The organism is Kitasatospora purpeofusca, from assembly GCF_036010405.1.
Taxonomy (GTDB): Bacteria; Actinomycetota; Actinomycetes; order Streptomycetales; family Streptomycetaceae; genus Kitasatospora; species Kitasatospora purpeofusca.
Map to the genome: position 1 here is coordinate 7,140,774 of NZ_CP108561.1, position 22,691 is coordinate 7,163,464.

The following is a 22,691-nucleotide window of genomic DNA, read 5'->3' on the forward strand; positions in this document are numbered from 1 at the left end:
ACTATTTGTCCAGTATCGGTTCGTGCATCTTCTTTTGTCTGGGGCAGCCGAAATAGGCGATTCCACTTCCGGTTCCACTGTTCGCAGTTGCACGGGGAGGCAGGCGACCGGTCGGCGAAGTCCACTGGTGCACGAGCGGAGCGCGGCGCTGACGGCGCATTGCCGGCGAGTACGGTGAAACGGGCCCTGTCCGCCGCCCATCACGCTGGCCGGCTCCAGGGCGAACTGGTCAAGCTCGGCCGTTACCCGCTGATCATGATCGACGAGGCGGGGTATATCCCGTTTGAGGCCGAGGCCGCATACCTGTTTTCCAGTTGACGTGCTTGGCGGGATCCCGGTCCAGGCCTATTCAGGCCGAGGTGAGGAGGGGCTTGCCGTTCTTCCGGCGAGTTGCGTTCGAGTTGCTGGCCCTCGCGGTGAGAATTTTGCCGATCGGTGATATCCGCAAGAAACTGGGGCGCGGAGACACCGTTGAAATCCTAACGGCCGGCCGCAAGCTTCTTGATTCCCGCCGGTCCCTGATCCGGTTCGGTGGGCCCTCGCAAATTCATGGTGGGCTGGGCTCACGCGGACCCCGAGAGGCATGAACCGCCCCTGTCCCCCTTAATCACTCAAAGCACCCGGAACGGATATTTCGCCGCCCCAGCAAGCGGAAGATGATCTCACGCCGGTCAATCCCTGATCGTTCCTGCAGGTCGGCGACATGGGATGTGCGCGATTCGCAATTAGTAGACGCACAGCTCTCATCATCCGCTAGGCTGACAATCGTCGCTCGGCAGCTCCGACGCTTACACTGCTGGAGTGCTCGGCCAAGCCGCGACCACAGTTTGCCGTCTGATCAACGTGCTTGCCGTCCCGTGTCGAGAGCTCCTGTCTCGTTGGACTTTCAACAAATTCTTTCGAATTGGCAGCAGTCATGCCCACGCGGGTCGTCGAGATACCCGTATCCCGCTGCCTCGCGCAACGAGTCGCCCGGATCGACCCAATCGAAACACTCCGCAGATAGTCACCTCGAAAGGATCGCTGATGCCTGTTCTCAAGACGCGCCATGGCTTTGCCGGAGTAATCGCCGCCGTTGCCTTGACTGCTGCGACGCTCATTGGCGCCTCGCCCGCCGACGCAGCAATGACGTGCACTCAAAGTTGCTATTTGGATGCCCGAGCGGGTGCCCACACCGATTTCGACCGTCTTGTCTTCGACGTCGGCGGCTCAGCACTGCCCACAGTGCAGGCTGGTATCTCGCCCACCGGCGAGTATGCCGTCGGCGGGAGCGGTGACACAAAGGTCGTCCAGATACCCGGCAAGTCGTACCTGATGCTCCACACATTCTTCTCACGCACTACCTACGACGACGGCTCTCGGTCCTATACGACCCCGACTGTCCTCCCCGTCGCGCTCCCGTCGCTCAAGGGAGTCCAACTCCTGAGCGATTTCGAGGGCTACACCGACTTCGGGATCTCGCTCGACAACTACACAAGCTACAATTTCTTCACCCTCACCAGCCCCAACCGCATCGTAGTGGATATCTACCACTGACCTGGTGAGGGGACTGCGCCCGCGCCGACCGACCCACCCGCGAAGTTCGGGCACAACCACGGTTCGCGTCGGGTCGGTAGACCGCCAAACCCATGGCCCTGAGCGGCCCGGCCGGCCGGGCCGCGCTGCTCGGCACCGGCGCCCCGGGGAGTCCACCGGCGCTGTATCGCGCTATCCCGGTGAAGGTTGCAGATAGCCTGCGGCATGAAATCCATCGAGCCGAGTTAGGCCCAGGGGCATCTCAACTTCCGGCGATCATGTGAGTCCGCAGGCCACAGCGGTGCGCGGAAGCTGGCCGTCCGTCAAGAACAGATCATCGAAGCTCCGGCTGGTCGCGGTAACCTTGCCAATCGCCCTGACCCGCCGGAGCTTCGGCACGCCATCCATCTATCTGACCACGTCGCACCCGCTGGGCAGTTTGGCGGATTGTCACCAGTGGAGCGGTTGCAAGTGCTGCCGGAGCTGCGTCGGCGTGGTGGGGCACGGGTCCTCCTCGCGTTCGCCACCGACATATGAACCGGCGAACTGACCAATCCTCGTCCCGGCCGCGTGCGAGTCAACCCGCGAACTCCCGCCCCGCCGAGCGCCCGCCCGGAGTGGAGCCAACAGCGCTTCTAGGATCGACGCTTGGGGGGAACCGGGCCGGGGATGACGTCGAGATTCAGGTGCTCCTTGAAGAGGTGGATCAGGTTGGCTCCGTCGAGGAGCTCGAGTCGGCCGTGGTCCTGGGCGAATGCCTGGCTGGCTCTGCCGAACCACGAGGTGGTGACCAGGATGCCCTTCGCTGCCCGCTTGTGCTCGACGACGCCCGCCAGGGCCGAGACGGTCTCGAAGGGCACCACGTTGCGGCTGCGCTTCGCCTGGATGACGCACAGCCCCTTCATCACCGGGTCGGTGTTCATCACGACGGCGTCGACCCCCTCGTCCTTGGACGGCTGCGTGTTCCACCCTTCCATGCCGATGGCTTCGAAGAGCTGACGGACCAGGTGCTCGAACTCGAGAGGCGAAAGGTCGATCAGCACCGGTCGGCTGTCAAGGCCGGAAACCACGTCCATGCTGTCCATCAGCCTGAACTTCGACAGGTCGAACGTCACTAGCGGGCGCACCGGTTCCAGCTCGTAGGGGTTCGGGGAGACGAGAGCCCGAAGCCGCTGGAGACAGAGCCGGGGTTCCACCTTGGTCAGAACGAGGGCCTCGAACTCCTCCCTGCTCGCCTGCAGGGTGATCAGGCACGGATGGACACCGCGTCCCGTGGCGCGGTCGATGGTGTCGACGTGGCAGTTGAGGGCGATGGACCGGATGACCCGGTTCGGGTCGGAGGCGAAGACCTCGTGAAGAGTGCGAAGCGCGCTCTGGGCGAGCACCGACGCATACAGCTCCTTACGCTCCTTCTCGGGCCGCGGCACAGGAACGATCTCGTCCCGCGTCTTCACGTACTTGAAGGCGCGGGCCGGCGGCACCACGTCCTCCAGCGGCAGGTCCAACTGGACCAGGAGATCACCGGTGTCGGCCTGGTAGGACACCTGGTGCCGCTTCGGGAAATCGTGGGGGTAGACAGACGCGGCCAGTACCTGGTCGACGAACCATTCCACGGCCTCGACGTCTCCGGCCCTGTACGCCGCTTCCCGCTCGGCCAGGGCGGCGTTGAACGCGTGGACCCGATCGGCGGCTTCTCGGACCTTCGAGTCGTGCGCGGCCCGGCGCTCCGCGAGCTTGGCCACCCGCTTCTCGTCTCCTCGGGCGTGCTCGCTCAGCGCTTCGTCGAAACGCCGCCGGGCCTCCTCGACCGCTGCCTCGTGACGCGGGCTGGCGAAACCCAGCGAGGCCAGCAGGCCACGCCGAGCGGGCGGTTCGAAGTCCTCCCACCGCGGTGCCGGCGCCGCACGGTCCAACCTGCCGGCCACGAACACAGCAGGCGTGAACTGTTGGCGAAGCGCGCTGAACGACAACGGAGCCGCCTGCTGGACCGACCGGGCGAGAAGCGTCCGCAGCTTCTCGGCATCGTCCTCCGCCACGCTCGTCAGGTCCACCACCTCCTGCGCCCGCGCCACTGCGTAGGCGGCACGCTGCTCCCGCTCAGCCTGCTTGGCACGGGTCTCCGCGGCCTTGCGCTCACGCTCCGCCTGCTGCTGGAGCCTGCGCTGCTCGGCTTCGGCCCGCCGTGCCTGCGCCGCATAGTCCGGCTGCCGCCTCGGACGCGCCGCCCCTCCCGCCACTGGCCCTCCTTATGCTCATAGCTCGTGTGCCGCTACCACCTTGCCCTAACCGACCCGGCGCCATACGGCAAAGTCGACTACACGGTGATCCAACGACCGGTCGTCCGGGTGCCGGCTGATCCGCCGTACTGGGTCGTCCCGTGCCCGTGATGATGTGCTCAGCCTCGGCTTGGGCGGCTTCAGGGACACGGGGGCGAGGACGGGTTTCTTCGCCGTCAGGGCGCTGGCAGGTGCTCAGGCGGCGGTGCGGTCCGCTTCATCGTCGATGGCGTTGTAGAGGTCGGCGCCCTGGGCCCAGTCGTGGAGTATCTGCCGGTCGACGAGGATGAGGTCGTGGCGGGCGGCGAAGGCGCGGGCGTCGCGGGTGAAGCCGTTGAGTCCGATCATGACGGGTACGTCGGCGTGGTGTTCGGGGCGGGCGGTGCCGTTGAAGGTCTGGACGTCCCGGGAGCCGACCGGTTTGGCGTAGTGCTTGCACTGCACGACCACCTTGCGGCCGAGGTGGTCCCAGGCGACGACGTCCGCGCCGAGGTCGCCGGCGCGGCCCGAGTGCTGGACCCCGGTGAAGCCGTCGCGGACGAGCAGGGCGGCGCACGCCCGCTCGAACTCCGTGGCCTCCAGCGCGTCCAGATAATCCATCCCGTACCTCAGGACGGCCGGGGCCTCGTCGTCGAAGGCGTCGTCCAGGTAACGGACGTACCTGCGCGGGACGAGGAAGCGGGCGGCGAGCAGGGCGGGAACCACCACGAGCGGGGCGGCGATGAGAGCCGACCACCAGGGGTGATCGGTGATCCAGCCCCAGACGTCGACGCTGAGCCAGCGCCAGAAGGAGGTGCTCAGCCACTGCCAGACCACCTTGGCGACGGCGATGGCGAGTACCGCCCAGGCGATGGCCTTCAGCAGCGGATCGAAGGTGCCGTCATGGCGCACTGTGCGGCCTCTCCTGTGCCGTCTCGGGATGCTGGGGCCGGAACGGCCGGGCTGTGGGGCGGCGGACTCGCCGCCGGGGCCTTCGGGCCGACATGTGCGGCAGTTCATGGTGGGCGGAGCCGTGCTCGGCCCACAGGCGCAGCCTCTCGCGGTCGACCCGGCGCACCTGGTGCTTGTCGCCCCAGGACTTGGCGTCGCGGGTGACGGAGCCGTTGGTCACCACGACGGCGATGTCGGCACCGTGGACGGGGCTGGCGGTGCCCTTGACCTGGTACATCACTGGGGAGCCGACCTTTCCGCCGACCGTGGTGTGCTTCGCCTGCAGCACGATCCGGCCCAGCGCCGGATGCCGGCCGATCACGTCGGCGGCCTGGTCGCCCTGCCGGCCGACCTTCCGCGCCGTCCAGCCGTCGCGGACCAGCAGGTCCCGCAAAGCGAACTCGAACTCCTGGTCGTCCAGCGCGTCGATGCCGCTCAGGCTGAGCCGCAGACCGGCCAGTCGCGCCGCGCGGGCCCGATCGGCGGTGCCGCGCCGCACCCGGCGCACTGTCATGCCGACGAGGGCCGAGGCGGCGAGAGCGGCGAGGACGGGCCAGTGCTCGGCGGAGGCCCGGGCGCCGGCGGTCGTGGCCCGGGCGAGCAGGGTGGCCACCGCGAGGGCGGTGACACCGGCCGCGAGGTGCTCGGTGGATCCCCGGGGCCGACGCAGCCACCGGCGTCGCCTACGCACCATCACGGCGCCGCCGGGGCGGAGGCGGCCGTCGGGGCCGGATTGTTCGGCGTGACCGTGCCGGTGTCGCCGAAGCCGATGAAATGGCTCCACAACCACACCAGCGCGCAGACGCCGATGATCGACCAGCCGCTCGTCTTCTTCGCGCTCGGCCGCGGGTTGCGGCGGATGTGGCTGCGGACCGTGTGGTATCCATCGGGCACCGGCACCGGACAACTCCTCTCCCATCGGCGGGCCGCCCTTCGCGGCCCGTTCCGCCCTCTGATGTAGCAGCGCCCTCCGACACGAACTGACGGAACGTCGGCAATCGATCACAGGGCGCGAAGGGATTCGGACACGGGCCTCGCGCCGATGCCGGCATCCCGGCGGGGCCGGCCGGCGGCCTCGGCCCAGGCTGCCGAAGCGCCCGTCCCAGTGGTGCCTGTGAGGAACGAAGCATCCGCGGCTACGGCCTGGACCCTGCGAACCGTCTGTCAGCTGCACGAATGCCCGGCCGGGGCGGCGCGGTGGCGTCGTCGACGCATCTGGCGAAAACCGGCAGCGTACGCCGGGGGTGCACGAGTGGGGCGTTCGCGCCGTGGGCCCGTCAGCGGTCGCACGTCGTCCACCAGCCCGTCGAAGCTGCGAACAGGCCGCCCGATTGCGGAGATTCATCAGAAGCGTGAACCGGGACCGCAGCTGGGCCCTAACCTCTCGTCGGACGGGAAGGAAACGGTGACAGGTATGACCTCCGGCGACGAACGCCTGCGGCGGCAGGACAGCACTAGTCCGGACAGCACGGGGCCGGACGGCGACAGCGGTCTCGCGTTCCTGATGGGCTTCTTCACGCTCGGCATCGTCGTGCAGACCGCGGCCTGGCTGTGGGGCCATCCGCTGGCCGCCACCGCCGCATTTGGCGCTTTCGCCGCCGTGCTGCTCGCCCTGCGTGCGGCACTTCGACGCACCGCCCTCGGCCCACCCGTGCGCCGATTCCTGCGGCCGCTGTGGGCCCTGGTCCAGGCCGGTGTCGCTACGCGATTCACGCTCGCCCGTACCAGAGCCGCGGCGTCCGTCACCGGCCGCATCGAGCAGTGGGCCCAGCGGCCGGTGCGCCATGAGACGCCGGAAGAACCCGACGCCTCCTACACGCGGCGCTCCCTCGACCACACCCTGGAGGCGTTCGAGGCCGCCACACCGACCCGGTTCGAGGAGATGTGCCGCGAACTGCTGGAACGCGACGGGTTCATCGACGCCGTACGGGTCGGCGGCGCCGGGGACCTCGGTGCCGATGTCGTCGCCGTGGACGGGCTGGGGCGACGGGTGGTGCTGCAGTGCAAGCGATACGCGAGCCCACTCGGGTCCGAGGCCGTCCAGACGTTCAACGGCACCGCCAGACCCGTCCACGGCGCCGCGGTCCCGGTCGTCGTGGCGCTCAACGGCTTCACCGAACCCGCTGCCGCCTTCGCGACCCGGCAGCGCCTCCACCTCGTCGACCGTGAACGCCTCGCCCGCTGGGGCGCCGGCCAGCACCTCTACCAGGTCCTCGACATCGATCCCGGGCCGGGGCGGCACACCTGACACCCGACACCCGACAAGGAAGACGCCCGCACGGATAGAGTCGACGCAGCGGCCCAGGACCGGGACGTGCAACGGAGGAAACGGGCTGGAGGACGGGGCATGTACCTCAAGAACGTGCGGGTGCGGAACGTACGCGGCTTCCGCGGCGCCCGTGAGGTGGACCTCGACCTGACCAGGCCCGACGGCTCGTACGCCGGATGGACGGTGCTGGCCGGCCGCAACGGCTCCGGGAAGTCGACTCTGCTGCGCGCCGTCGCGCTGGCGGTCAGCGGCCCGAGCGCGGCGCGCGGGCTGGTGACCGGCTTCGACTCGTGGATCAGCGACGAGCGGTCGGAGGCGGTCGCGGAGGTCTGCCTTCAGCCGGACCCGGCCGAGGACAAGTTCACCACCACGGGACGGCCCCCGGCCGGCGTGTTCTGGGCGGGCTTGAAGTGGACCGCGCCGGATGCCGAGACCGTGTCCACCCGGCATGTACAGCCGGCCCTGACCCCTGTGGGCTACAAGAGAGCGCCGACCGCTGCCCAGCGAGGGCCGTGGGCGGACAACCCGGTGGGCTGGTTCTGCGCGGGCTACGGTCCGTTCCGCCGGCTCGTCGGTGGTTCGGGGGAGGTCCAGCGGCGCATGGCCGGGTCGGGTGCCGTGGCCCGGCTGACCAGCCTCTTCCACGAGGACGCCTCGCTGGCCGAGGGCGTCAGCTGGCTCATCGAGCAGCACCTGCGGTCCCTGGAGAACCGCCCAGGCGCCGCGGAGCTGAAGCTCGTCGCGCTGGAGATCCTCGGTGACGAGCTCCTGCCCGACGACTACACCATCGGGAACGTGGACTCCGACGGCCTGTGGGTCGCGCACGGCGGCCGCTCCTTCCCCCTGCGGGAGATGAGCGACGGCTACCGAACAGTCGCCGCGCTCGTGGTCGACATCCTCAAGCAGCTCCACGACACCTACGGCGCCCTTCGCGTCGATCGCGACAGCGGCCATCCTGTCGTGACCGTCCCCGGTGTCGTGATCATCGACGAGATCGACGCCCACCTGCACGTGTCCTGGCAGAAGCGCATCGGGGGCTGGCTCAAGCAGCACTTCCCGCTGGTGCAGTTCCTCGTCACCACCCACAGCCCCTACATCTGCCAGGCCGCCGACCCCGCCGGGCTGATCCGGCTGCCGGGACCGGACGTCGACGAGGCCCCCGAGGTCGTCGGGGCGGACCTGTACGACCGGGTGGTGTTCGGCAGCGGCGACGACGCGGTGCTGTCCGACCTTTTCGGCCTCGACACCCCGTACTCGCAGCGCGCGGACGAGGCCCGGGCACTCCTGGTCGCACTGGAGATGAAGATCGTGGCCGACGGGGCCAGCGAGGAGGAGCGGGAGCGCTACCGCCAGCTGAAGCGAACCCTGACCAGCTCGCCGGCCGCCCGCGTCGACGAGGTCGCCGCCCACCTGCACGCCCTGACCGGGCACGTCGCGTGATCCGGATCCACCGGCTCCCCCTCCCGGAGCCACCGGGCTCCCGCATGGCCGAATGCACCTGCGACATCGTGCTCGCCGAGAAGCCCGCGACGCGGGCGCGAGAGCTCTGGAAGCACACCACGGTGCGACGGAACGTGCACGCGCCGCTTCGGGACCTCCTCGCGGACATGGCGGCCGGGCGAGAGCGGTGCATGTACTGCGGGGACAACCAGGGCACCGACATCGACCACTTCGAGCCGATCGACCTGCACCCGATGCGCGCCTTCGACTGGACCAACCACGTCCTCGCCTGCTCGCTGTGCAACAGCCATCTGAAGGGCGCCGGTTTCCCGCTCGACGACGGCGGGAACCCGCTGCTCATCGACCCCACGGCCGAGGACCCGACACCGCACCTGCGCCTGGTCCTGGCAGTCGGTCAGTACCACCCGCTCACCCCCAGGGGCGAGGCCACCATCGACCTGTTCGATCTCAACCGCGGCCTGCTGGCCAAGGGCCGGGTGAACGCATTCCACGTCACCAAGGCCTGTGTCGCTCAGTGGGCCGGCGCCACCGCCGAGGGCGACCACGACGACGCCGCTCGCTGGGCCGCAGTCGTCAACGAACAGCCGATGGCCGACGTCGTCCAGGCGATGCTGCACCAGGCCCTCGACCCCGCCGCCGAGATCCTCTTCGACGACGACCCCGAGCTCCTTACCCACCTCCGCGAACCCGGGCTGCGAGCGGCACTGCTCATCCGGTAGGACACGCAGGTGGGCCCGGTGACCCTGTGGGACTGACCACGTCATCGGTCGGAGCCGACATCGGAAGGGCCGAGCCTTGCGTCGGCACCCGCCGTTGGCGGCGGCACCGGATCGCGCCGCCGAGCCCCGCTCTACCGAGCCGGAGCGCCCGCCAGGCGACATCTGTGGCCACCTGGCTGCTACTTCCGGACCTGGCTGTCGGCGTCCCCGGCTAAGCTCAGAAGCGATTCCCAAACCGGGGAACCCGGCTGCCGGTCGAACTTCCGCGCGGATCAGCCTCGTTCAGGTGATCACTCCGCGGCCGGCGCATAGAAGAAGGGCCTCCTGCACAGTTCGGTGATGTCGAGTCAACGAACCAACAGGAGGCCCTGGTGTCCCACTGTGGCGTGCTCGCGCCGTCCGCGTCCAGTTCCGGCATGTCGTGCGATTGCCTCGCACACCGACTCGGGAATGCCGCCGACCAGCCCGGCCGGACCCGCCGCTACGGCTCCGACCTCACCGACGCGGAGTGGGCGATCGTGCGGCCGCTGCTGCCGGTTCCGGCCTGGATGAACGGACGCGGCGGGCGCCCGGAGGGCTTCTGCCACCGGCAGATGATCGACGCGGTGCGCTACCTGGTCGCCGAGGGCGTTCGCTGGGCCGGCCTGCCCGCCGACTTCCCCAAGTGGCGGGCCGTCTACCGGTTCTTTCGCCGCTGGCGCGACAACGACTTCATCAAGGAGCTCTACAGTCGACTGCGCAAGCACCTGCGCGAACTGGCCGGGAAGAAGGAGGAGCCCACGGCCGCGATCATCGACTCACAATCGGTGAAGGCCGACGCCACCGTCGGCGCGGCCACCCGCGGCTACGACGCCGGAAAGAAGATCAACGGCCGCAAACGGCACATCGCCGTGGACACCCTGGGCCCGCTGCTGGTGGTGATGGTCACCGCCGCTTCGGTCAAGGACAACGACGCCGGCCGCGACCTGCTGGAACAACTGCGCGCCGAACACCACCGCATCGCCCTGGTCTGGGCCGACGGCGGCTACACCGGCTGGCTGGTCGCCTTCGCCGCGACCGTCCTGGCCCTCGCGCTGACCGTCGTCAAGCGCAGCGACGACGCCACCGGGTTCGTCGTGCTGCCGCGCCGCTGGGTCGTGGAACGATCTTTCTCCCACCTGATCCGGGCCCGGCGCCTCGCCCGGGACTACGAGACCCGCATCGACAGCGCCGAGGCGATGGCCTGGTGGGCCGCGAGCGTCCCGGCCACCCGCCGCCTGGCCCGCTCCGGCCGGCCCGCACCCCGCCGCGTCAAGCGGTCCGCGGCCTGAACAACCCCGGCCGCCCCTCGCTCAACCAGCCCCGCTCCACCAGCCGCTTCGCCCGGAACCGAGCCGCCTGCTCCTTCGCGTCACCCGCGAGCCAGCCCAGATCCTCGCGCATCCGCCGAGCCCGCACCCCCTCCCCACCACTGGCCGCATCGCGCTCGACCAGGGCAACGATCCGCGCGCAGTCCGACGGAAGCACATCAACCCCCAACCCCTCGGACCAGACGGGGACTTCGAGCCGCGGCCCGGCAGCACCCGCAACCGGCTCCACCACCGGACCGCCAGCAGGCGCCCCGGTCACCGCGGCCTCATCGGCCAACTCGGCCAAGGCAGCGACGGTCTCCTCCCGGGCGATGACCGCGCGCCGCGCGGCCTCATCCGCCTCGACCACAGCAGCCTGAAGCCGCTCCAACTCGGCCCGCAACTCCTCCGCACGGGCCAGCGCCACCCGCTCGCGCAGCTCCAGCACCCCCAGCACCGACGGCATCCGCCACCTCCAAGCACGCCCCGCACCGACACAGACGGACCGAGCATGCCTACCGAGCGGCGGCCACATACCTCACCTGGGAAAACGTGACCCTACCTTCGGTTTGGGAATCGCTTCTGAGCATGACGCTGACGTTGTCGCGCTCGCGTACGACGTCCTCCGGTGCGGTGACCTCGTGCGCGCTGAGTTCCGTGAGGTGGACCAGGCCTTCGATCAGGTCTGACCTGCCCAGGCCGGGCCAGTACCACGATGCGGAGTCGGGCCTCGAGTACAACTGCTTCCGCTACTATGACCCGTCGACCGGCCGCTACCTGAGCAGCGACCCGCTCGGCCTGGACGGCGGTCCCAACCCGCACGCCTACGTCCCCAACCCGCTGTTCTTCACCGACCCGCTGGGCCTGGCCCCGCGTCGACAGCCCGTCGGCTGGGGCGGATCGCACTACAGCCTGCGGCCGAGCAACTGGACCGACGGCAGCGACAACAACAGCTACGAGCGCAACCACATACCGGCCCGGGACGCCTACCTGGGCGTCGGCACCGCCCAGCTCGGCTACGGGCCCGGGCCGGCGATCCGGATGGACTACGACGACCACCGCGACTTCATCAGCACCGGATCCAGCGCGGAGGGCAAGGCATGGCGCGCCAAGCAACGCGCCCTCATCGCCCAAGGCAAGTTCGACGTCGCGATGAAGATGGACATCGGCATGTCCGGCGGAGCGGGTGAAGCCGCCGAGTCGGGCGCGATCGGCGGTGAACTCGGCGCCGTTCGCGTGGAGTTGTGCGAGCGGCTCCGGCCGGATCCGGTGGAGCTGGCCGCGGCCTGCGACATGGACTCGTGCCTGAACCCGCCCGCCGCGTACCGGCAGTTGCTCGGCCCGCAGGGAGTAGCCGCCTTCGAACAGCGATGGAAGGCGTTGCGCCGCTGGTAACCGTTCCGGCCTTGACCGTCTCCGCACTGGGCGGGTCAGGGGGTCAGGCCGGCCTTGTCGAGTTTGGCGATGAAGGTGGTCTTGCGCTTGTGCTCGTCCCGTAGTTCGGTGAGGTAGTCGCTGAATCCGTCTGGGTTGCCAGCTGCGGCGTGGGCGGCGCGCAGGCGGCGCAGCAGCTTGACCGCGCGGTCGTAGCGGTACTTGCTGGTGTCGGAGAGCTGGGCCTGGACGAGGTATCGGTAGGCGGGCAGCACGTCGGCGGGGTGGGTGGTCTCGCGCTGTTCGACGAGGCTGTGCAGCAGAAGCGGGCCGACCTGGTGGGGATGGGCGGCGGCGGTGGACCAGGCCTCGTCGTCCAGGCCCGCCAGCGTGAGGGCCGGACGAGTTCGCTGAGGCGGTTGGGGTCGGCGGTGGCGCGGGCGCGTAGTTCATCCAGGGCCGAGGCGAGCGGCGCGGTGTCGCCGATGCGCTCGCAGGTGGCGGCGAGGGCCCGGTAGGTGGCGGCGACCGGGTGTCGGTTGAACTCGGCGATGCGCACCTCGAGCGCATCGGCCGGTTGGTCGTCGTCGAGGAGGAGGTCGACCAGCAGGTCGCGAAGGCGTTCGCTGTAGGGGTTGCCGGGGTGGTGGGCCAGTCCGCGCCGGGCCCAGGCCGCGGCCTCCGCGGTGCGGTCGGCGGCCACCAGTGCCAGGGTGATCTTTTGGTACTGCTCGGGGCTCTTCAAGTCCTCGGCGAGGACTGCGACGTAGTGGTCAACGTCGCCGGTGAGTTCAGCGAGCTGTTCGCGGAAGTCGCGGACGGAGAACTGAGCGCTCCAGGAGTCCGGTGCGGCACTGGCGGCGCGGGCCTCGACCTGGGCGGCGATGTCGGCGATTCCTTTCTCGCCGAGGGCTGGGGCGAAGGCGCGCAGGTGGATGCGGGCCAGCCGGGCCCGTCGAACTGTGCCGCCACCAGCCACGAGGCGAGGGTCTTCGGGCTGGCGGGCGGAGCGAGTTCGAGGGCGCGGGCGTACAGGTCGGTCAGTTCCTGCAGCGCGTCGCCGACGATGCCGGAGGAGTCGTCCAGATACATCAGCGTGCGGGTGACCCGGTCCACGGCGGTGCGCAGCGTCCGCACGACCGTTTGGGCGTGGCCGGCCTCGACCAGGGCGGTCGCGGTCTCCAGTGCTTGGTGGGCGGTTGCCTGGTACTCGCCGCGCCCGTGGTAAGGATGGCGGCGCTTGTCCCACCGCAACCTGTCCACCAGTGTGGCGAGCCCTTCCGGGGAGACCGTGTTCGCGCCCATGCGCCCATCCCACCACATCGGGCATGCCCGCGAGTAGACGCCCGAGGGCCTGTTCCCTGACCGAGGACCTGGCGTTCGCCGGATCGGGTATGCGGCTACCGTGCTGTCCATGAGGGGTACGTGGAGCGAGGAGAGTCTGCGGCAGCTGCGCGCGGCGCGGCATGCCGGCGACTGGGCAGCGCTGGTCGCGCTGCTGTCGGAGCAACTGCTGGCCGAGGTTCTGCAGCAGGTGGGGGATGCCGTCGGCGACGCGGTGACCGCGCGGGTGCCGGGCGCGGAGGAACTGGCCGCACAGTGCGTCGTCGGGCTCACCGAGCGCGACTGGGAGGGGGACGCGGAGTTGGCACGGCAGCTCGAGGCCGCGCTGGGCGCCGGCCGCGTGCGGGTGCTCAGGCCACTGCCGGTGGATCTGGAGGAGTTGTCCGGGCTGCTGGAAGGCGACCCGGTCTTCGGCGGTGGCCGGATCGACCTGACCACCGGTGACTGCTGGCCCCAGCAGGCCGACTCCGACGAGCAGACGGAGGATGACGAAGACCCCGAGCGGTGGCTACCGGTGTGGTGCGAGGGCCCCCGGGATGGCTACCGGGATATGGAGCTGTTCATCGCGACAGTCGGTGACGCCGATTTCACGGATCGCCTGGAGATCGCGATCACGGGCCGTGGGGCGTTCCGCCGTTTCAAGGACGTCCTGGCGCGCCGTGAGGACGAGTTGCGCCGGTTCCACGTGTTCGCCGAGGAGCGGCAGCGCGGCCGGGCGCGGGCCTGGCTCGCCGGGTACGGCTACCGTCCGGCGCCTCGCGATTTGACGCAATGACTGCGTCACTCTATCATTGCTGCATGCTCTTCCCTATCCCTGTCCTCACTGCTCGCGACGAAGGAGTTCTCCACGACGTCGAGAGCATGCGCCTGGCTCTGCGCCACCAGGTGCGTTCGGCTCCCTCGAAGTGGACTGAGGGCCTGCGTAAGTTCCTGACGGCCGATGCCGTGGCGGCGTCCAACTCCATCGAGGGATTCAAGGTCGCCACGGTCGACGTCGAGGACCTTCTGGAAGGTGAGCGCGACGTCGAGGTGTCGGAGGAGAACCGCGAGGAGACGCTCGCCTACCAGCGGATGATGACGTACATCCAGACGCTTTTCGATGTCGAGGACTTCTCCTATAGCAAGGGCCTTCTCAATGCCCTGCACTGGATGCTGCAGGGGCATCGTCACACTGTGCGAAAGCCGGCCGGGCAGTGGCGGAGGGGGCCTGTGTATGTCACCGATGCCCGCGATCCGAGCATTGCCGCCTACACCGCCCCCGACGCGGGGGATGTCTCGGCGTTGATGGGGGAGTTGGTGGACTGGCTGAACTCCGACGATGGTACCCACCCGCTGGTACGGGCCGCCATGGCGCACCTGCATCTGGTGGCCATTCATCCATGGGCGGACGGGAACGGCCGGATGTCACGCTCGCTGCAGACGCTCATGATCGCCAGAGAGGGGGTACTGGCGCCGGAGTTCTCCTCGATCGAGGCCTGGCTGGGGCGTCCGGGCAATACCTGGGAGTACTACCGGGAGCTGGGTCGCCGCGGCTCCGAGTACGTGCCCGACCAGGATGTCTCCAGCTGGGTTCGCTTCAACCTGACCGCTTACCATCAGCAGGCGCAGACCGTACGAGCCCGCCTTGAGAGGTCTGGGCGGGTCTGGGGCCTGCTTGCCGACTTCGCGGCAGGCGCAGGCGTCGACGAGCGCCTGGTCTCCGCCCTGCACGATGTGGCGATGGCTGGCCGTGTGCGGCGCTCGCGCTACGAGCACGCCGAGAGTCTGAGCCTGCAGCAGGCGCAGCGAGATCTACGAGACATGGTCGCTACCCAGGTGCTTGAGCCGGTCGGGCGTACTCGGGCGAGGTACTACACGGCCGGACCCCGATTCCCACAGCTCGCACTGGAGGTGGCACGTACTCCGATGGCCCTGGTTGACCCGTTCGCCGAGTGAGGTCCTGCGGTCATTGGCGGGGGCTGCCAGCAGACCGGTCCGGGCGCAGGTGCGCTGGGACTGCGGCCCTCGGATTCGTCCGAGGGGCAGGCGATGGGTCAGTGCACCTGGGGGCAGTGCTCGGCGGCCCGGCGGCCTCCCTGGGACACGGCGGCCAGGGTTGCCCTATCGTCCCCTGGCGCCCTGGTTCTTCTTCTCGGGCTTGCCGCTGCGGGACACGGGCGACATGGCGGGTCTTCGTGGAGAACGGATGGCAGTTCCACCGCTGAAGCTGGGCTCGGAGCGCAGGGTATACCGCCATCAGGGGCGCCGGCGGTTGCTTGAAGCGTCTGCCAGCCGTTCGGGTCGACATCCCAGGGCCAGGTCCAAGGTAGTGCGGGGCTGGTGGAGAATGCCCGGGTGATGGAGAGTAACGATGTGCTGGCGAGGGTCTTGGAGCTGCGGGCCGCGGGGAGCGGGCCGAAGCAGATCGCCAGGGCGCTCGGTCTGCGCCCCGCGCAGGCGAGTGCGCTGCTGCGACAGGCCGCCGAGTGCCGGGCGGAAGGGAGGGACCCGGCCGATCGGCCGGTGGTCGGATGCTGGGTGAACGCGGGCTGGAGCGCCGGCCTGGGACTGGCCGCCGCGTCCGCGTGGGCGCAGGCCGACCCGCATGCCACCGCTGATCCCGCGACCGGCGGTTTCGCGCAGGTGCTGGTGGCCCGTCAGGAGCGAGCCAGCAGAGTGACAGTGTGCGGGTTCCTGGTGGACGTCTACTGCTTGGGTGTGAAGAACACCGTCGAGCCGGAGGTTGTCGGAGCTGGCTCACTCCTTGCCTATCTGCGCCGGTACTACTCGGCCTTCGACCAGCCGCCGCTGAGCATCGAGCTCGACCAGGCTCGCACGATCGTGCAAGGCGCGGTCGCGTACGCGCGTTCCCTCGGCTTCACACCCGCACCCGGCTTCGCGGATACCGCCCCTTACCTCGGGTCTGTGCGAGGCGATGAGCCCGCGATCGTCTTCGGCCGCGAGGGGAAGCCGTTCTACGTCTCCGGCCCGTACGACGACGCCCGGCACATCGTCCACACCCTGGAGCAGTCCTGCGGAACGGACGGCTTTCACTACACCGTGGCGATGGGGCAGGTATGAGCATCGATCACCAGCTCGATGACCGCCAGGAGAAAGGACGCCGGGTCCGTGTGACCGAACACGAGGCGCAGGCCAACCTGGCCGCCATGCTCCAGCTGTGCGCGACGGGCAAGCTGCGCTGCAGCGAGAAGACCCGCAGGCCGAGCGCGGCCGCCGTCGCCGCGATCGGCGAGGTCCTCGACGGCGACGACTTCTACGAGCACGAGGCCATCGCCGCCTTCGCCTGGCCCCTGCTCCTCCAGGCAGGCGCCCTGGCAACCCTCGCATCAGGCAGGCTCACGCTGACCCCGCGCGGCCGCACCGCACTCGCCAAGCCCGCACACGAGACCATCGTGGCCCTCTGGCAGCGCTGGCTGAAGAACACCCTGCTGGACGAGTTCAACCGGATCGAGGAGATCAAGGGCCAGCGCGCCGCGAACGTGCTCACCGCCGTCCGATCGCGTCGCGAACTCGTCGGCCAGGCACTCACCGCCCGCACCACCGGCCAATGGATCACCGCGGACGATCTGTTCGCCCAGATGCGCCGAGCCGGCCAGGACCCCGTCATCACCCGCAGCGAACGTGCCCTGTGGAAGCTGTACCTGGAGGACCCCCAGTACGGAAGCCTCGGTTACGACGGCCACCACGACTGGTCGCTGCTCCAAGGACGCTATACCCTCGCCGTGCTGTTCGAATACGCCGCCGTCCTCGGCCTGATCGACATCGACTACATCCCGCCCGCCGGAGCCCGCACCGACTACCAGAACAACTGGGGCGGCGACTACCTTGAACAACTCAGCCGCTACGACGGCCTGCTCGCCCTGCGCCTCAACCCACTCGGCGCCTACGCCACCGACCAAGCGGCCACCTATACCCCAAGCCCCAAGCCCCAACCGGCAACCCCGCTCGGCCGGCTCACCGTACTGCCGAACCACGACATCGCCGCCCTCGACGGACTGGCCCCCGCCGACGCCATGCTCCTGGACGCCTTCGCAGACAAGACCGGCGACCGCGTCTGGAGCCTCACCCGCCGCTCCCTGCTTCGAGCCGCCGACGCCGGACGCGACCTCACCGAGCTGCGCCGCTACCTTGAGTCGGCAAGTCGGCATCCGCTGTCGCAGACCGTCACGACGCTCCTGGAGGACACGGCCCGCCGCCTCGGCCAGGTTCGTGACACCGGCCCGGTCCACCTGATCGAATGCGCGGACCCTGCGGTGGCGGCCCTCCTGGCCGGGGACCGGCACCTGCGTACCTTCGCGACCCGGCTGGGGGAGCGCCACATCGCCGTCCCCGCCGACCGGCTCGCCGCCTTCCGCAAGACTGTCCTCGCCCAGGGATACCCGCTGGCGCAGGTCCGATGACCACCGGATGCCAAGGTCACTCGCCGAAGCAACAGCCTGAACCAGCGTGTCTGGCGATGACGGGGAACCGACTCAGAACGAGGTGAGCCGCAGTGAGGAAGCTCCTGCGGCTCACCGGCCTCTCACGCGCCTCTCACGGACTGGGTGTCATGAGATGGGATCAGGCGTCATGGGAGGTGGACGAGATGGACCCAGACCTGAACGAATCGGCTGCTCCTCTGGGGCGACCACCGTGCGACCACTAAGCCCGGAGAATGGTTATTGACCTGCGGGTCTCCCTTGGCCAGCTACAAGGGGAGATGCAACCACAGTCCGGGCTCGGCCGCGTTCGCCGCTGCTGGTTCTTGTGCTGCTCGGCGCCTTCGGCGCCATGGTCTTCGGCGTCGTCGCTGAGGTCTCCGTCGATTCGTCGTACTCGCTGGGGGAGCCAGCAGCTGTGGATGCCGGCGAGGAGTTCTTCGGGGAGGGCACAGGCCAGGTTCAGCAGGGTGGGGCGCCGGCGTTTGTCGAGACCAGTGGTGATGCGGGCCGGGTGGTCACGCTCGCCGCAGCCCCGTGCGGCGATCATCTCGCGCTGGTCGGGGTCGACGCCGCCTTCGTCGCTCCAGGGTGGCGCGGGACCTGACGGAAGCGGGTCGCCGGGCACATGGCGCCCGACGGGGTTGTACCTCAGCCTGCCGACCCGGATTGGCGGCCGTGGTCGCGTGCGTAGGCTTCGAATGTCTGCTTCGGTGTGCCGTGTGTGTGGAGGAAGCGTTCGTCGAGGATGGCGGCGAGATCTTCGAGGGCTGCTTTGAGCGCCGAACCGGAGTGCCGGACCTCCGGATGAGCGGCGGCTGCGGCTTGGTCGGCTTGTTCGACGGCGTCGCCGATCTGGGCGGGCAGTGAGGTGCGGTCGTTGCCGTCGTAGAAGTAGTAGGACTCGGCGTACTGCATGAAGTCGACGGATACTACGGCGACTTCCCTGGAGAGGCTGTCGAGCAGAGTGGCCCCGGCGATTGCCCCGCTCAGTCCTGTCGTGGGGCGGCTGCGGCGCAGATGGGACAGTCGCAGGGCCAGGGCGCGCCGGCGGGCGAGGGCGGGGTAGATGCCGATGATCCAGGAGACGGTGGCGCTCAGGAGGGCGAAGCCGACGAGGGCCTCGATGGGGGCGACGATGCGTAGCCATCCCGCGGTCGGCGCGATGTCCCCGAGGCCGAGGGTGGTGAGGTTGACGAGGGAGACGTACAGCGCGTCCACGAAGCCGGCGTGGTCGGCGGGATCGAGGCCGGTGGCGTAGGTGAAGGAGACCGGCATGTGCGGCCAGTAGACGAGTGCCCAGCCGATCGTTGCGGCGGATGCCCACAGGGCCACGACCGAGACCATGGCGAGCGGGCCCGCCAGCCCGGCTGCTCGCCGGTGTGTGCTGAGGTGCGAGGTCAGCCGCCATGCGGCTGTCATGACGAGTCTGCTGAGTCCGCCGTGGCGGGTGGGGTGCCACAGTGTGTGGAACACGTCCCGCAGGACGAGGAGCACTAGGAGCGCCCCCAGAACGGTCACCAGCCAGTCCATAGCTTCCTTTCGCCGCGGTGTCAGGGTCTCGCGCCGGGAGGTGTGACCGCTGGAGCCGCGCGCACGGACCCGGGCCTTGCGTGCAGGTGCTGCGTCTCGGAGGGTGGCCGGAGCCGTGCACCCGGCGCAACCGTCGGGCAACGGCATGGCCTCGGCCGCGGGACACCGGAAGCTCAGGAGGGGAGGCCTGTCGGGCTCGCCGCGAGCCCTGCCGGGCGCCCTCACCGACTCCTTCGTGCTCGGCGGCCACCACGCCTCGCTCGTCCCCCCGCCCACGCCCTGGCGGTCGGCCGGCTGTCCGTGGGCGGGACTAGGCTCGCAGCATGTTGGACACCGATGTTGCGTCCCATCGGGCTGCCGTCGATCGCCTGTTGGCCGCTCCGTTCGCCGAGATCGAGGACCGGGACGGTGCGGAGTGGAGCGGTCCGGGTTTCCGGCTGGCCGCGCTGTTGGAGTCCCGGGACTTCTGGGAGGTCCGCGACCCGGATGTGGTCGACGCGGAGGAGCGCAGGGTGGAGGCGGCCCTTGACATGCTTGCGGCCGCTCTCACCAATACCTGGGGCGCCCCGACCACGGTCGAGCTGTGGCTCTGTTCCGAGACCGACCTGCCGGACCCCGCCGCACCGGGCCCACTGGGGTTCCTGGCCAGCGTCGCCTCCGAGCTGCGGGTGTGGCAGCCGTCCGTTGACCGGTGGCTGGGCCTGACCGTGGGCCAGGCCGACCCCGAGCTGCCGGTGCGGCTGCTGGCGCTGGTCGGTGCCGGAATGCTCCCGGAGCCGCCGACCGCCTGACGCGAGTGCGTGCGCACCGCGGGGGACGTCGCGGAGTTCACGTGCCGGACGGCGGGGGTCACGCGGGCGGGCGCCGGGGTCTGAAAGCGGGTCGCTGCCGGATCGTCCGTGAGGTGCCGCGGCACGGTGTCGGCGGCTATGCCTCCGGTTCGGCCTGGGAGGCGGCGAGTTCGTGATGGAGCTCGCGCACGAGGGCCGCCATGGCCGGAATCGCGGCGCCCAGGGCCGCGCGCTCGTCTCCACTGAGGGCGTCGAGGGCTGTTCCGATACGGCGTTCGTGCGCGCGCTGCCAGGCGGCGAGGCGCTCCTCGCCCTCCTCGGTGAGTTGGACGGCGGCCCGGCGGCGGTCCCGGACGTCCGTGCCACGGACGACCAGGCCCGCGGCCATCAAACGGCTGATGAGTCCGGAGACCGTGTTCGGCGCCAGGCGCAGCCGTTCGGCGAGCTGGCCTGCCGGAGCGGGCTGGGACTCGGCCAGCGACTGGAGGATCTCCACCTGGGCGATGGGGAGCGTCTCCCATGGGTAGTCGGACCGGATCGAGGCGCGAAGCGCGCGGCGAAGCCCGGTGATCGCCTCGGTGAGGAGGTGGGCATCGAGCGCGGGCTGCTCGTCGTGGGCGGGACGGCTGTTGGTCGGCAGGCTGGCCATGCCGCCAACCTAACCACGGGGCCCGAGGTGAGCGGTGCGCCCGGCCGCAGCGGCCGGGATCAAACGGCAAATACTGCTGTTGCCGATCTATTCGTCGACCGATGTACTGTGGTGCCCCTCGCGGGGCGGGAACCACCGCCGCGCCCGGCCGCAAAGGGAACCCGGCGCTCATGGATCTCGCCTACCTGCCCAGCCCCTCGCAGGGCGTGTGGCACCTGGGCCCGGTGCCCATCCGCGCGTACGCGCTGTGCATCATCGCCGGCATCGCCGCAGCCGTATGGCTCACCCGCAGGCGGTGGACGGCGCTGGGTGGAAACCCCGACGACATCTCCGACATCGCGGTGTGGGCGGTGCCGTTCGGCATCGTCGGCGGCCGCCTGTACCACGTGATCACCGACCCGGAGCTGTACTTCACCGCAGGCCACCAGCCCATCCGCGCCCTGTACATCTGGGACGGCGGGCTCGGCATCTGGGGTGCGGTCGCGCTCGGAGCCGTCGGCGCGTGGATCGGCTGCCGCCGGCGCGGCATCCGCCTGGCCGCCTACGCGGATGCGCTCGCCCCGGGGCTCGTCCTCGCGCAGGCCCTCGGCCGGTGGGGCAACTACTTCAACCAGGAACTGTTCGGAAACCCGACCAGCCTTCCCTGGGGCCTGCTCATCGACCCCGCCAACCGGCCCGCCGCCACCCCGGGCCTCGCCACGTACCAGCCCACCTTCCTCTACGAGTCGCTCTGGAACCTCGGCGTCGTCGCCCTCCTGCTGTGGGCCGACCGCCGCTACCGGCTGCACTCCGGCCGGCTGTTCGCCCTGTACGTCGCCGCCTACACCGTCGGTCGCGGCTGGGTCGAGGCGCTGCGCAGCGACCACGCCAACCACATCCTGGGCCTGCGCCTGAACGATTGGACGGCCCTGATCGTCTTCACCGCCGCCGTGGCCTACCTGATCGCCACCCGCCACCGCACAACGCCCGAGGGCGGCCCCGTGCGGATCGCGGCACCCGCCGACTGCGACCGGGCGGGCGTCTGATGCCCAGGTCCGCGACGACACACAGCGCCGACACCCGCCGACCGACCGCCACCGACCCGGCCGACCGCCACGCGACACGCCCGGCGCGCCGGCCGCGCACGGGCCGCCCCGCGTGGTGGGCCGAACTCCTGCTCGCCGGCATCGGCTACGCCCTGTACACGGTGAGCCGCAACGCCGTGCCCGACCACCGTGTCGCGGCCCTGCATCGTGCGCAGGAGATCCTGGACACCGAACGCAGCCTGCACCTCAGCTTCGAACTCGCCGTCAACCACGCCGCCGACCACGTCACCTGGCTGATCACCGGCATGGACTACTACTACGCCACCCTGCACTTCATCGTCACCATCGGCGTCCTGCTCTGGCTCTACGCCCGCCGGCCCGACCACTTCCGCCACGCCCGCACCGCCCTGTACGCCGCGACCGCCGCCGCGCTCGCCGGCTTCTACCTCTTCGCCCTCGCCCCACCCCGCTTCCTGGCCGGCGACGGCTTCATCGACACCGTCGTCGTCCACCACACCTGGGGATCCTGGGCCTCCGGATCGGTCGACCAGGTCTCCAACCAGTACGCCGCCATGCCCTCGGTCCACATCGTCTGGGCCACCTGGTGCGCCGTCGTCCTCTACCACCACGCCCGCACGCGCACCGTGCGCATCGCCGCCGCCTGCTACCCGGTCGCCACGCTGGTGGTGATCCTCGCCACCGCCAACCACTTCGAGGCCGACGCGGCGGCCGGGCTGCTCACCATCGGCGCGGGCTTCGCCGCCGCCCGGCTGCTCGTCGGCCGCCCCGGATCCGCTACACCGGCGCCGGCGGCCGGCTGAGCGCCCAGGCATCCCCCGTGCACCGCGTGCTCCAGGCCGCCGCACCTGAGACTGCCGGCATTCCCGCGACCGAGTTCCTCGTAGCCGTCCCCGCACTCCTGCTCATCGGCCGTCTGGCGTTCCCCCGCCCGGCCGCACCGTCGCCCACCCTGGCCCCGCCCGCCTGCTGGCAGCCCTGGCGCTCGCGGTGCTCACCGTCTCCGCTCTCGCGTGGACCGGCACCCGCGCGTGACCGGGC

The 22,691-nt window shown here is 70.0% G+C and carries 23 protein-coding genes and 1 pseudogene; 15 read left to right on the forward strand and 9 right to left on the reverse strand.

The features are described from left to right. The first annotated feature begins 87 nt into the window (after positions 1-87). Positions 88-318: a hypothetical protein gene (locus OG715_RS31290; RefSeq protein ID WP_323182224.1), complete on the forward strand. Its 231-nt coding sequence runs from the start codon at positions 88-90 to the stop codon at positions 316-318. 708 nt (positions 319-1,026) lie between these two features. Then, positions 1,027-1,536 (forward strand): AMIN-like domain-containing (lipo)protein, encoded by a 510-nt coding sequence (locus OG715_RS31295; protein WP_266273950.1) that lies wholly within the window; start codon positions 1,027-1,029, stop codon positions 1,534-1,536. A gap of 614 nt (positions 1,537-2,150) precedes the next feature. Here the strand turns inward: OG715_RS31295 and OG715_RS31300 are convergent. From OG715_RS31300 to OG715_RS31315, 4 genes are all read right to left on the reverse strand, one after another. Then, positions 2,151-3,752, reverse strand: coding sequence for a restriction endonuclease (locus tag OG715_RS31300; protein ID WP_266273949.1), 1,602 nt, complete (start codon positions 3,750-3,752; stop codon positions 2,151-2,153). 234 nt (positions 3,753-3,986) lie between these two features. Continuing rightward, the gene (locus OG715_RS31305) at positions 3,987-4,682 is read right to left on the reverse strand and encodes a restriction endonuclease (protein ID WP_266273948.1); all 696 of its coding nucleotides are present in this window, start codon (positions 4,680-4,682) and stop codon (positions 3,987-3,989) included. Next, a complete protein-coding gene (locus tag OG715_RS31310; protein WP_266273947.1) occupies positions 4,672-5,415 on the reverse strand; it encodes a restriction endonuclease in 744 nt (247 codons plus the stop codon). Before OG715_RS31310 ends, OG715_RS31305 begins: the two co-directional genes overlap by 11 nt. Beyond that, positions 5,415-5,615 carry a hypothetical protein gene (locus tag OG715_RS31315; protein WP_266273946.1) on the reverse strand — a complete coding sequence of 67 codons (201 nt, stop codon included), beginning with the start codon at positions 5,613-5,615 and terminating at the stop codon, positions 5,415-5,417. The genes OG715_RS31310 and OG715_RS31315 overlap by 1 nt, the downstream gene beginning before the upstream one ends. A 520-nt stretch (positions 5,616-6,135) precedes the next feature. Between OG715_RS31315 and OG715_RS31320 the strand changes: the two genes are divergently transcribed. From OG715_RS31320 to OG715_RS31335, 4 genes are all read left to right on the forward strand, one after another. After that, the gene (locus tag OG715_RS31320; RefSeq protein WP_266273945.1) at positions 6,136-6,969 is read left to right on the forward strand and encodes a restriction endonuclease; all 834 of its coding nucleotides are present in this window, start codon (positions 6,136-6,138) and stop codon (positions 6,967-6,969) included. 99 nt (positions 6,970-7,068) lie between these two features. Further along, positions 7,069-8,430 (forward strand): AAA family ATPase, encoded by a 1,362-nt coding sequence (locus OG715_RS31325; RefSeq protein WP_266273944.1) that lies wholly within the window; start codon positions 7,069-7,071, stop codon positions 8,428-8,430. A gap of 44 nt (positions 8,431-8,474) precedes the next feature. After that, positions 8,475-9,170 (forward strand): HNH endonuclease, encoded by a 696-nt coding sequence (locus OG715_RS31330; RefSeq protein WP_266273943.1) that lies wholly within the window; start codon positions 8,475-8,477, stop codon positions 9,168-9,170. A gap of 416 nt (positions 9,171-9,586) precedes the next feature. Next, the gene (locus OG715_RS31335) at positions 9,587-10,480 is read left to right on the forward strand and encodes an IS5 family transposase (protein ID WP_266273942.1); all 894 of its coding nucleotides are present in this window, start codon (positions 9,587-9,589) and stop codon (positions 10,478-10,480) included. Here the strand turns inward: OG715_RS31335 and OG715_RS31340 are convergent. Continuing rightward, positions 10,461-10,964 carry a hypothetical protein gene (locus OG715_RS31340; protein WP_266273941.1) on the reverse strand — a complete coding sequence of 168 codons (504 nt, stop codon included), beginning with the start codon at positions 10,962-10,964 and terminating at the stop codon, positions 10,461-10,463. The genes OG715_RS31335 and OG715_RS31340 overlap by 20 nt on opposite strands. Before the next feature lie 197 nt (positions 10,965-11,161). On the opposite strand from OG715_RS31340, the pseudogene OG715_RS42610 reads away from it, so the two are divergent. Next, positions 11,162-11,398: pseudogene (locus OG715_RS42610) on the forward strand (RHS repeat-associated core domain-containing protein); the annotation flags it as partial. Positions 11,399-11,928: 530 nt separating this feature from the next. Here the strand turns inward: OG715_RS42610 and OG715_RS31350 are convergent. Both OG715_RS31350 and OG715_RS31355 read right to left on the reverse strand, forming a co-directional pair. Further along, positions 11,929-12,147 (reverse strand): hypothetical protein, encoded by a 219-nt coding sequence (locus tag OG715_RS31350; RefSeq protein WP_266273939.1) that lies wholly within the window; start codon positions 12,145-12,147, stop codon positions 11,929-11,931. Between the two features lie 466 nt (positions 12,148-12,613). Beyond that, the gene (locus OG715_RS31355) at positions 12,614-13,177 is read right to left on the reverse strand and encodes a hypothetical protein (protein ID WP_327064174.1); all 564 of its coding nucleotides are present in this window, start codon (positions 13,175-13,177) and stop codon (positions 12,614-12,616) included. 109 nt (positions 13,178-13,286) lie between these two features. Here OG715_RS31355 and OG715_RS31360 point away from each other — a divergent pair, with 109 nt between their 5' ends. From OG715_RS31360 to OG715_RS31380, 5 genes are all read left to right on the forward strand, one after another. Continuing rightward, entirely contained in the window at positions 13,287-13,991 is a 705-nt protein-coding gene (locus tag OG715_RS31360; protein WP_266273937.1) for a UPF0158 family protein, read from the forward strand. A 23-nt stretch (positions 13,992-14,014) separates the two neighbouring features. Beyond that, entirely contained in the window at positions 14,015-15,151 is a 1,137-nt protein-coding gene (locus tag OG715_RS31365; RefSeq protein ID WP_266273936.1) for a Fic family protein, read from the forward strand. Positions 15,152-15,550: 399 nt separating this feature from the next. Continuing rightward, on the forward strand, positions 15,551-16,276 hold the full coding sequence (locus OG715_RS31370) for a hypothetical protein (protein ID WP_266273935.1): 726 nt from the start codon (positions 15,551-15,553) through the stop codon (positions 16,274-16,276). Positions 16,277-16,326: 50 nt separating this feature from the next. After that, complete coding sequence (locus tag OG715_RS31375; protein WP_266273934.1) at positions 16,327-17,616, forward strand: helicase-associated domain-containing protein; 1,290 nt, start codon at positions 16,327-16,329, stop codon at positions 17,614-17,616. A 346-nt stretch (positions 17,617-17,962) separates the two neighbouring features. After that, complete coding sequence (locus OG715_RS31380) at positions 17,963-18,241, forward strand: hypothetical protein (RefSeq protein WP_266273932.1); 279 nt, start codon at positions 17,963-17,965, stop codon at positions 18,239-18,241. Between the two features lie 44 nt (positions 18,242-18,285). Here OG715_RS31380 and OG715_RS31385 read toward each other — a convergent pair whose 3' ends face one another. Beyond that, positions 18,286-19,167: a potassium channel family protein gene (locus OG715_RS31385; RefSeq protein WP_266273931.1), complete on the reverse strand. Its 882-nt coding sequence runs from the start codon at positions 19,165-19,167 to the stop codon at positions 18,286-18,288. Between the two features lie 371 nt (positions 19,168-19,538). Between OG715_RS31385 and OG715_RS31390 the strand changes: the two genes are divergently transcribed. Beyond that, entirely contained in the window at positions 19,539-19,958 is a 420-nt protein-coding gene (locus OG715_RS31390) for a hypothetical protein (RefSeq protein ID WP_266273930.1), read from the forward strand. Positions 19,959-20,094: 136 nt separating this feature from the next. Here OG715_RS31390 and OG715_RS31395 read toward each other — a convergent pair whose 3' ends face one another. Continuing rightward, positions 20,095-20,607: a MarR family winged helix-turn-helix transcriptional regulator gene (locus OG715_RS31395; protein ID WP_266273929.1), complete on the reverse strand. Its 513-nt coding sequence runs from the start codon at positions 20,605-20,607 to the stop codon at positions 20,095-20,097. A 170-nt stretch (positions 20,608-20,777) separates the two neighbouring features. Here OG715_RS31395 and lgt point away from each other — a divergent pair, with 170 nt between their 5' ends. Together lgt and OG715_RS31405 are read left to right on the forward strand one after the other, a co-directional pair. Then, entirely contained in the window at positions 20,778-21,632 is an 855-nt protein-coding gene (lgt, locus tag OG715_RS31400; RefSeq protein ID WP_266273927.1) for a prolipoprotein diacylglyceryl transferase, read from the forward strand. Continuing rightward, positions 21,632-22,453, forward strand: coding sequence for a phosphatase PAP2 family protein (locus OG715_RS31405; RefSeq protein WP_266273926.1), 822 nt, complete (start codon positions 21,632-21,634; stop codon positions 22,451-22,453). The genes lgt and OG715_RS31405 overlap by 1 nt, the downstream gene beginning before the upstream one ends. The last annotated feature ends 238 nt before the right edge of the window (positions 22,454-22,691 follow it).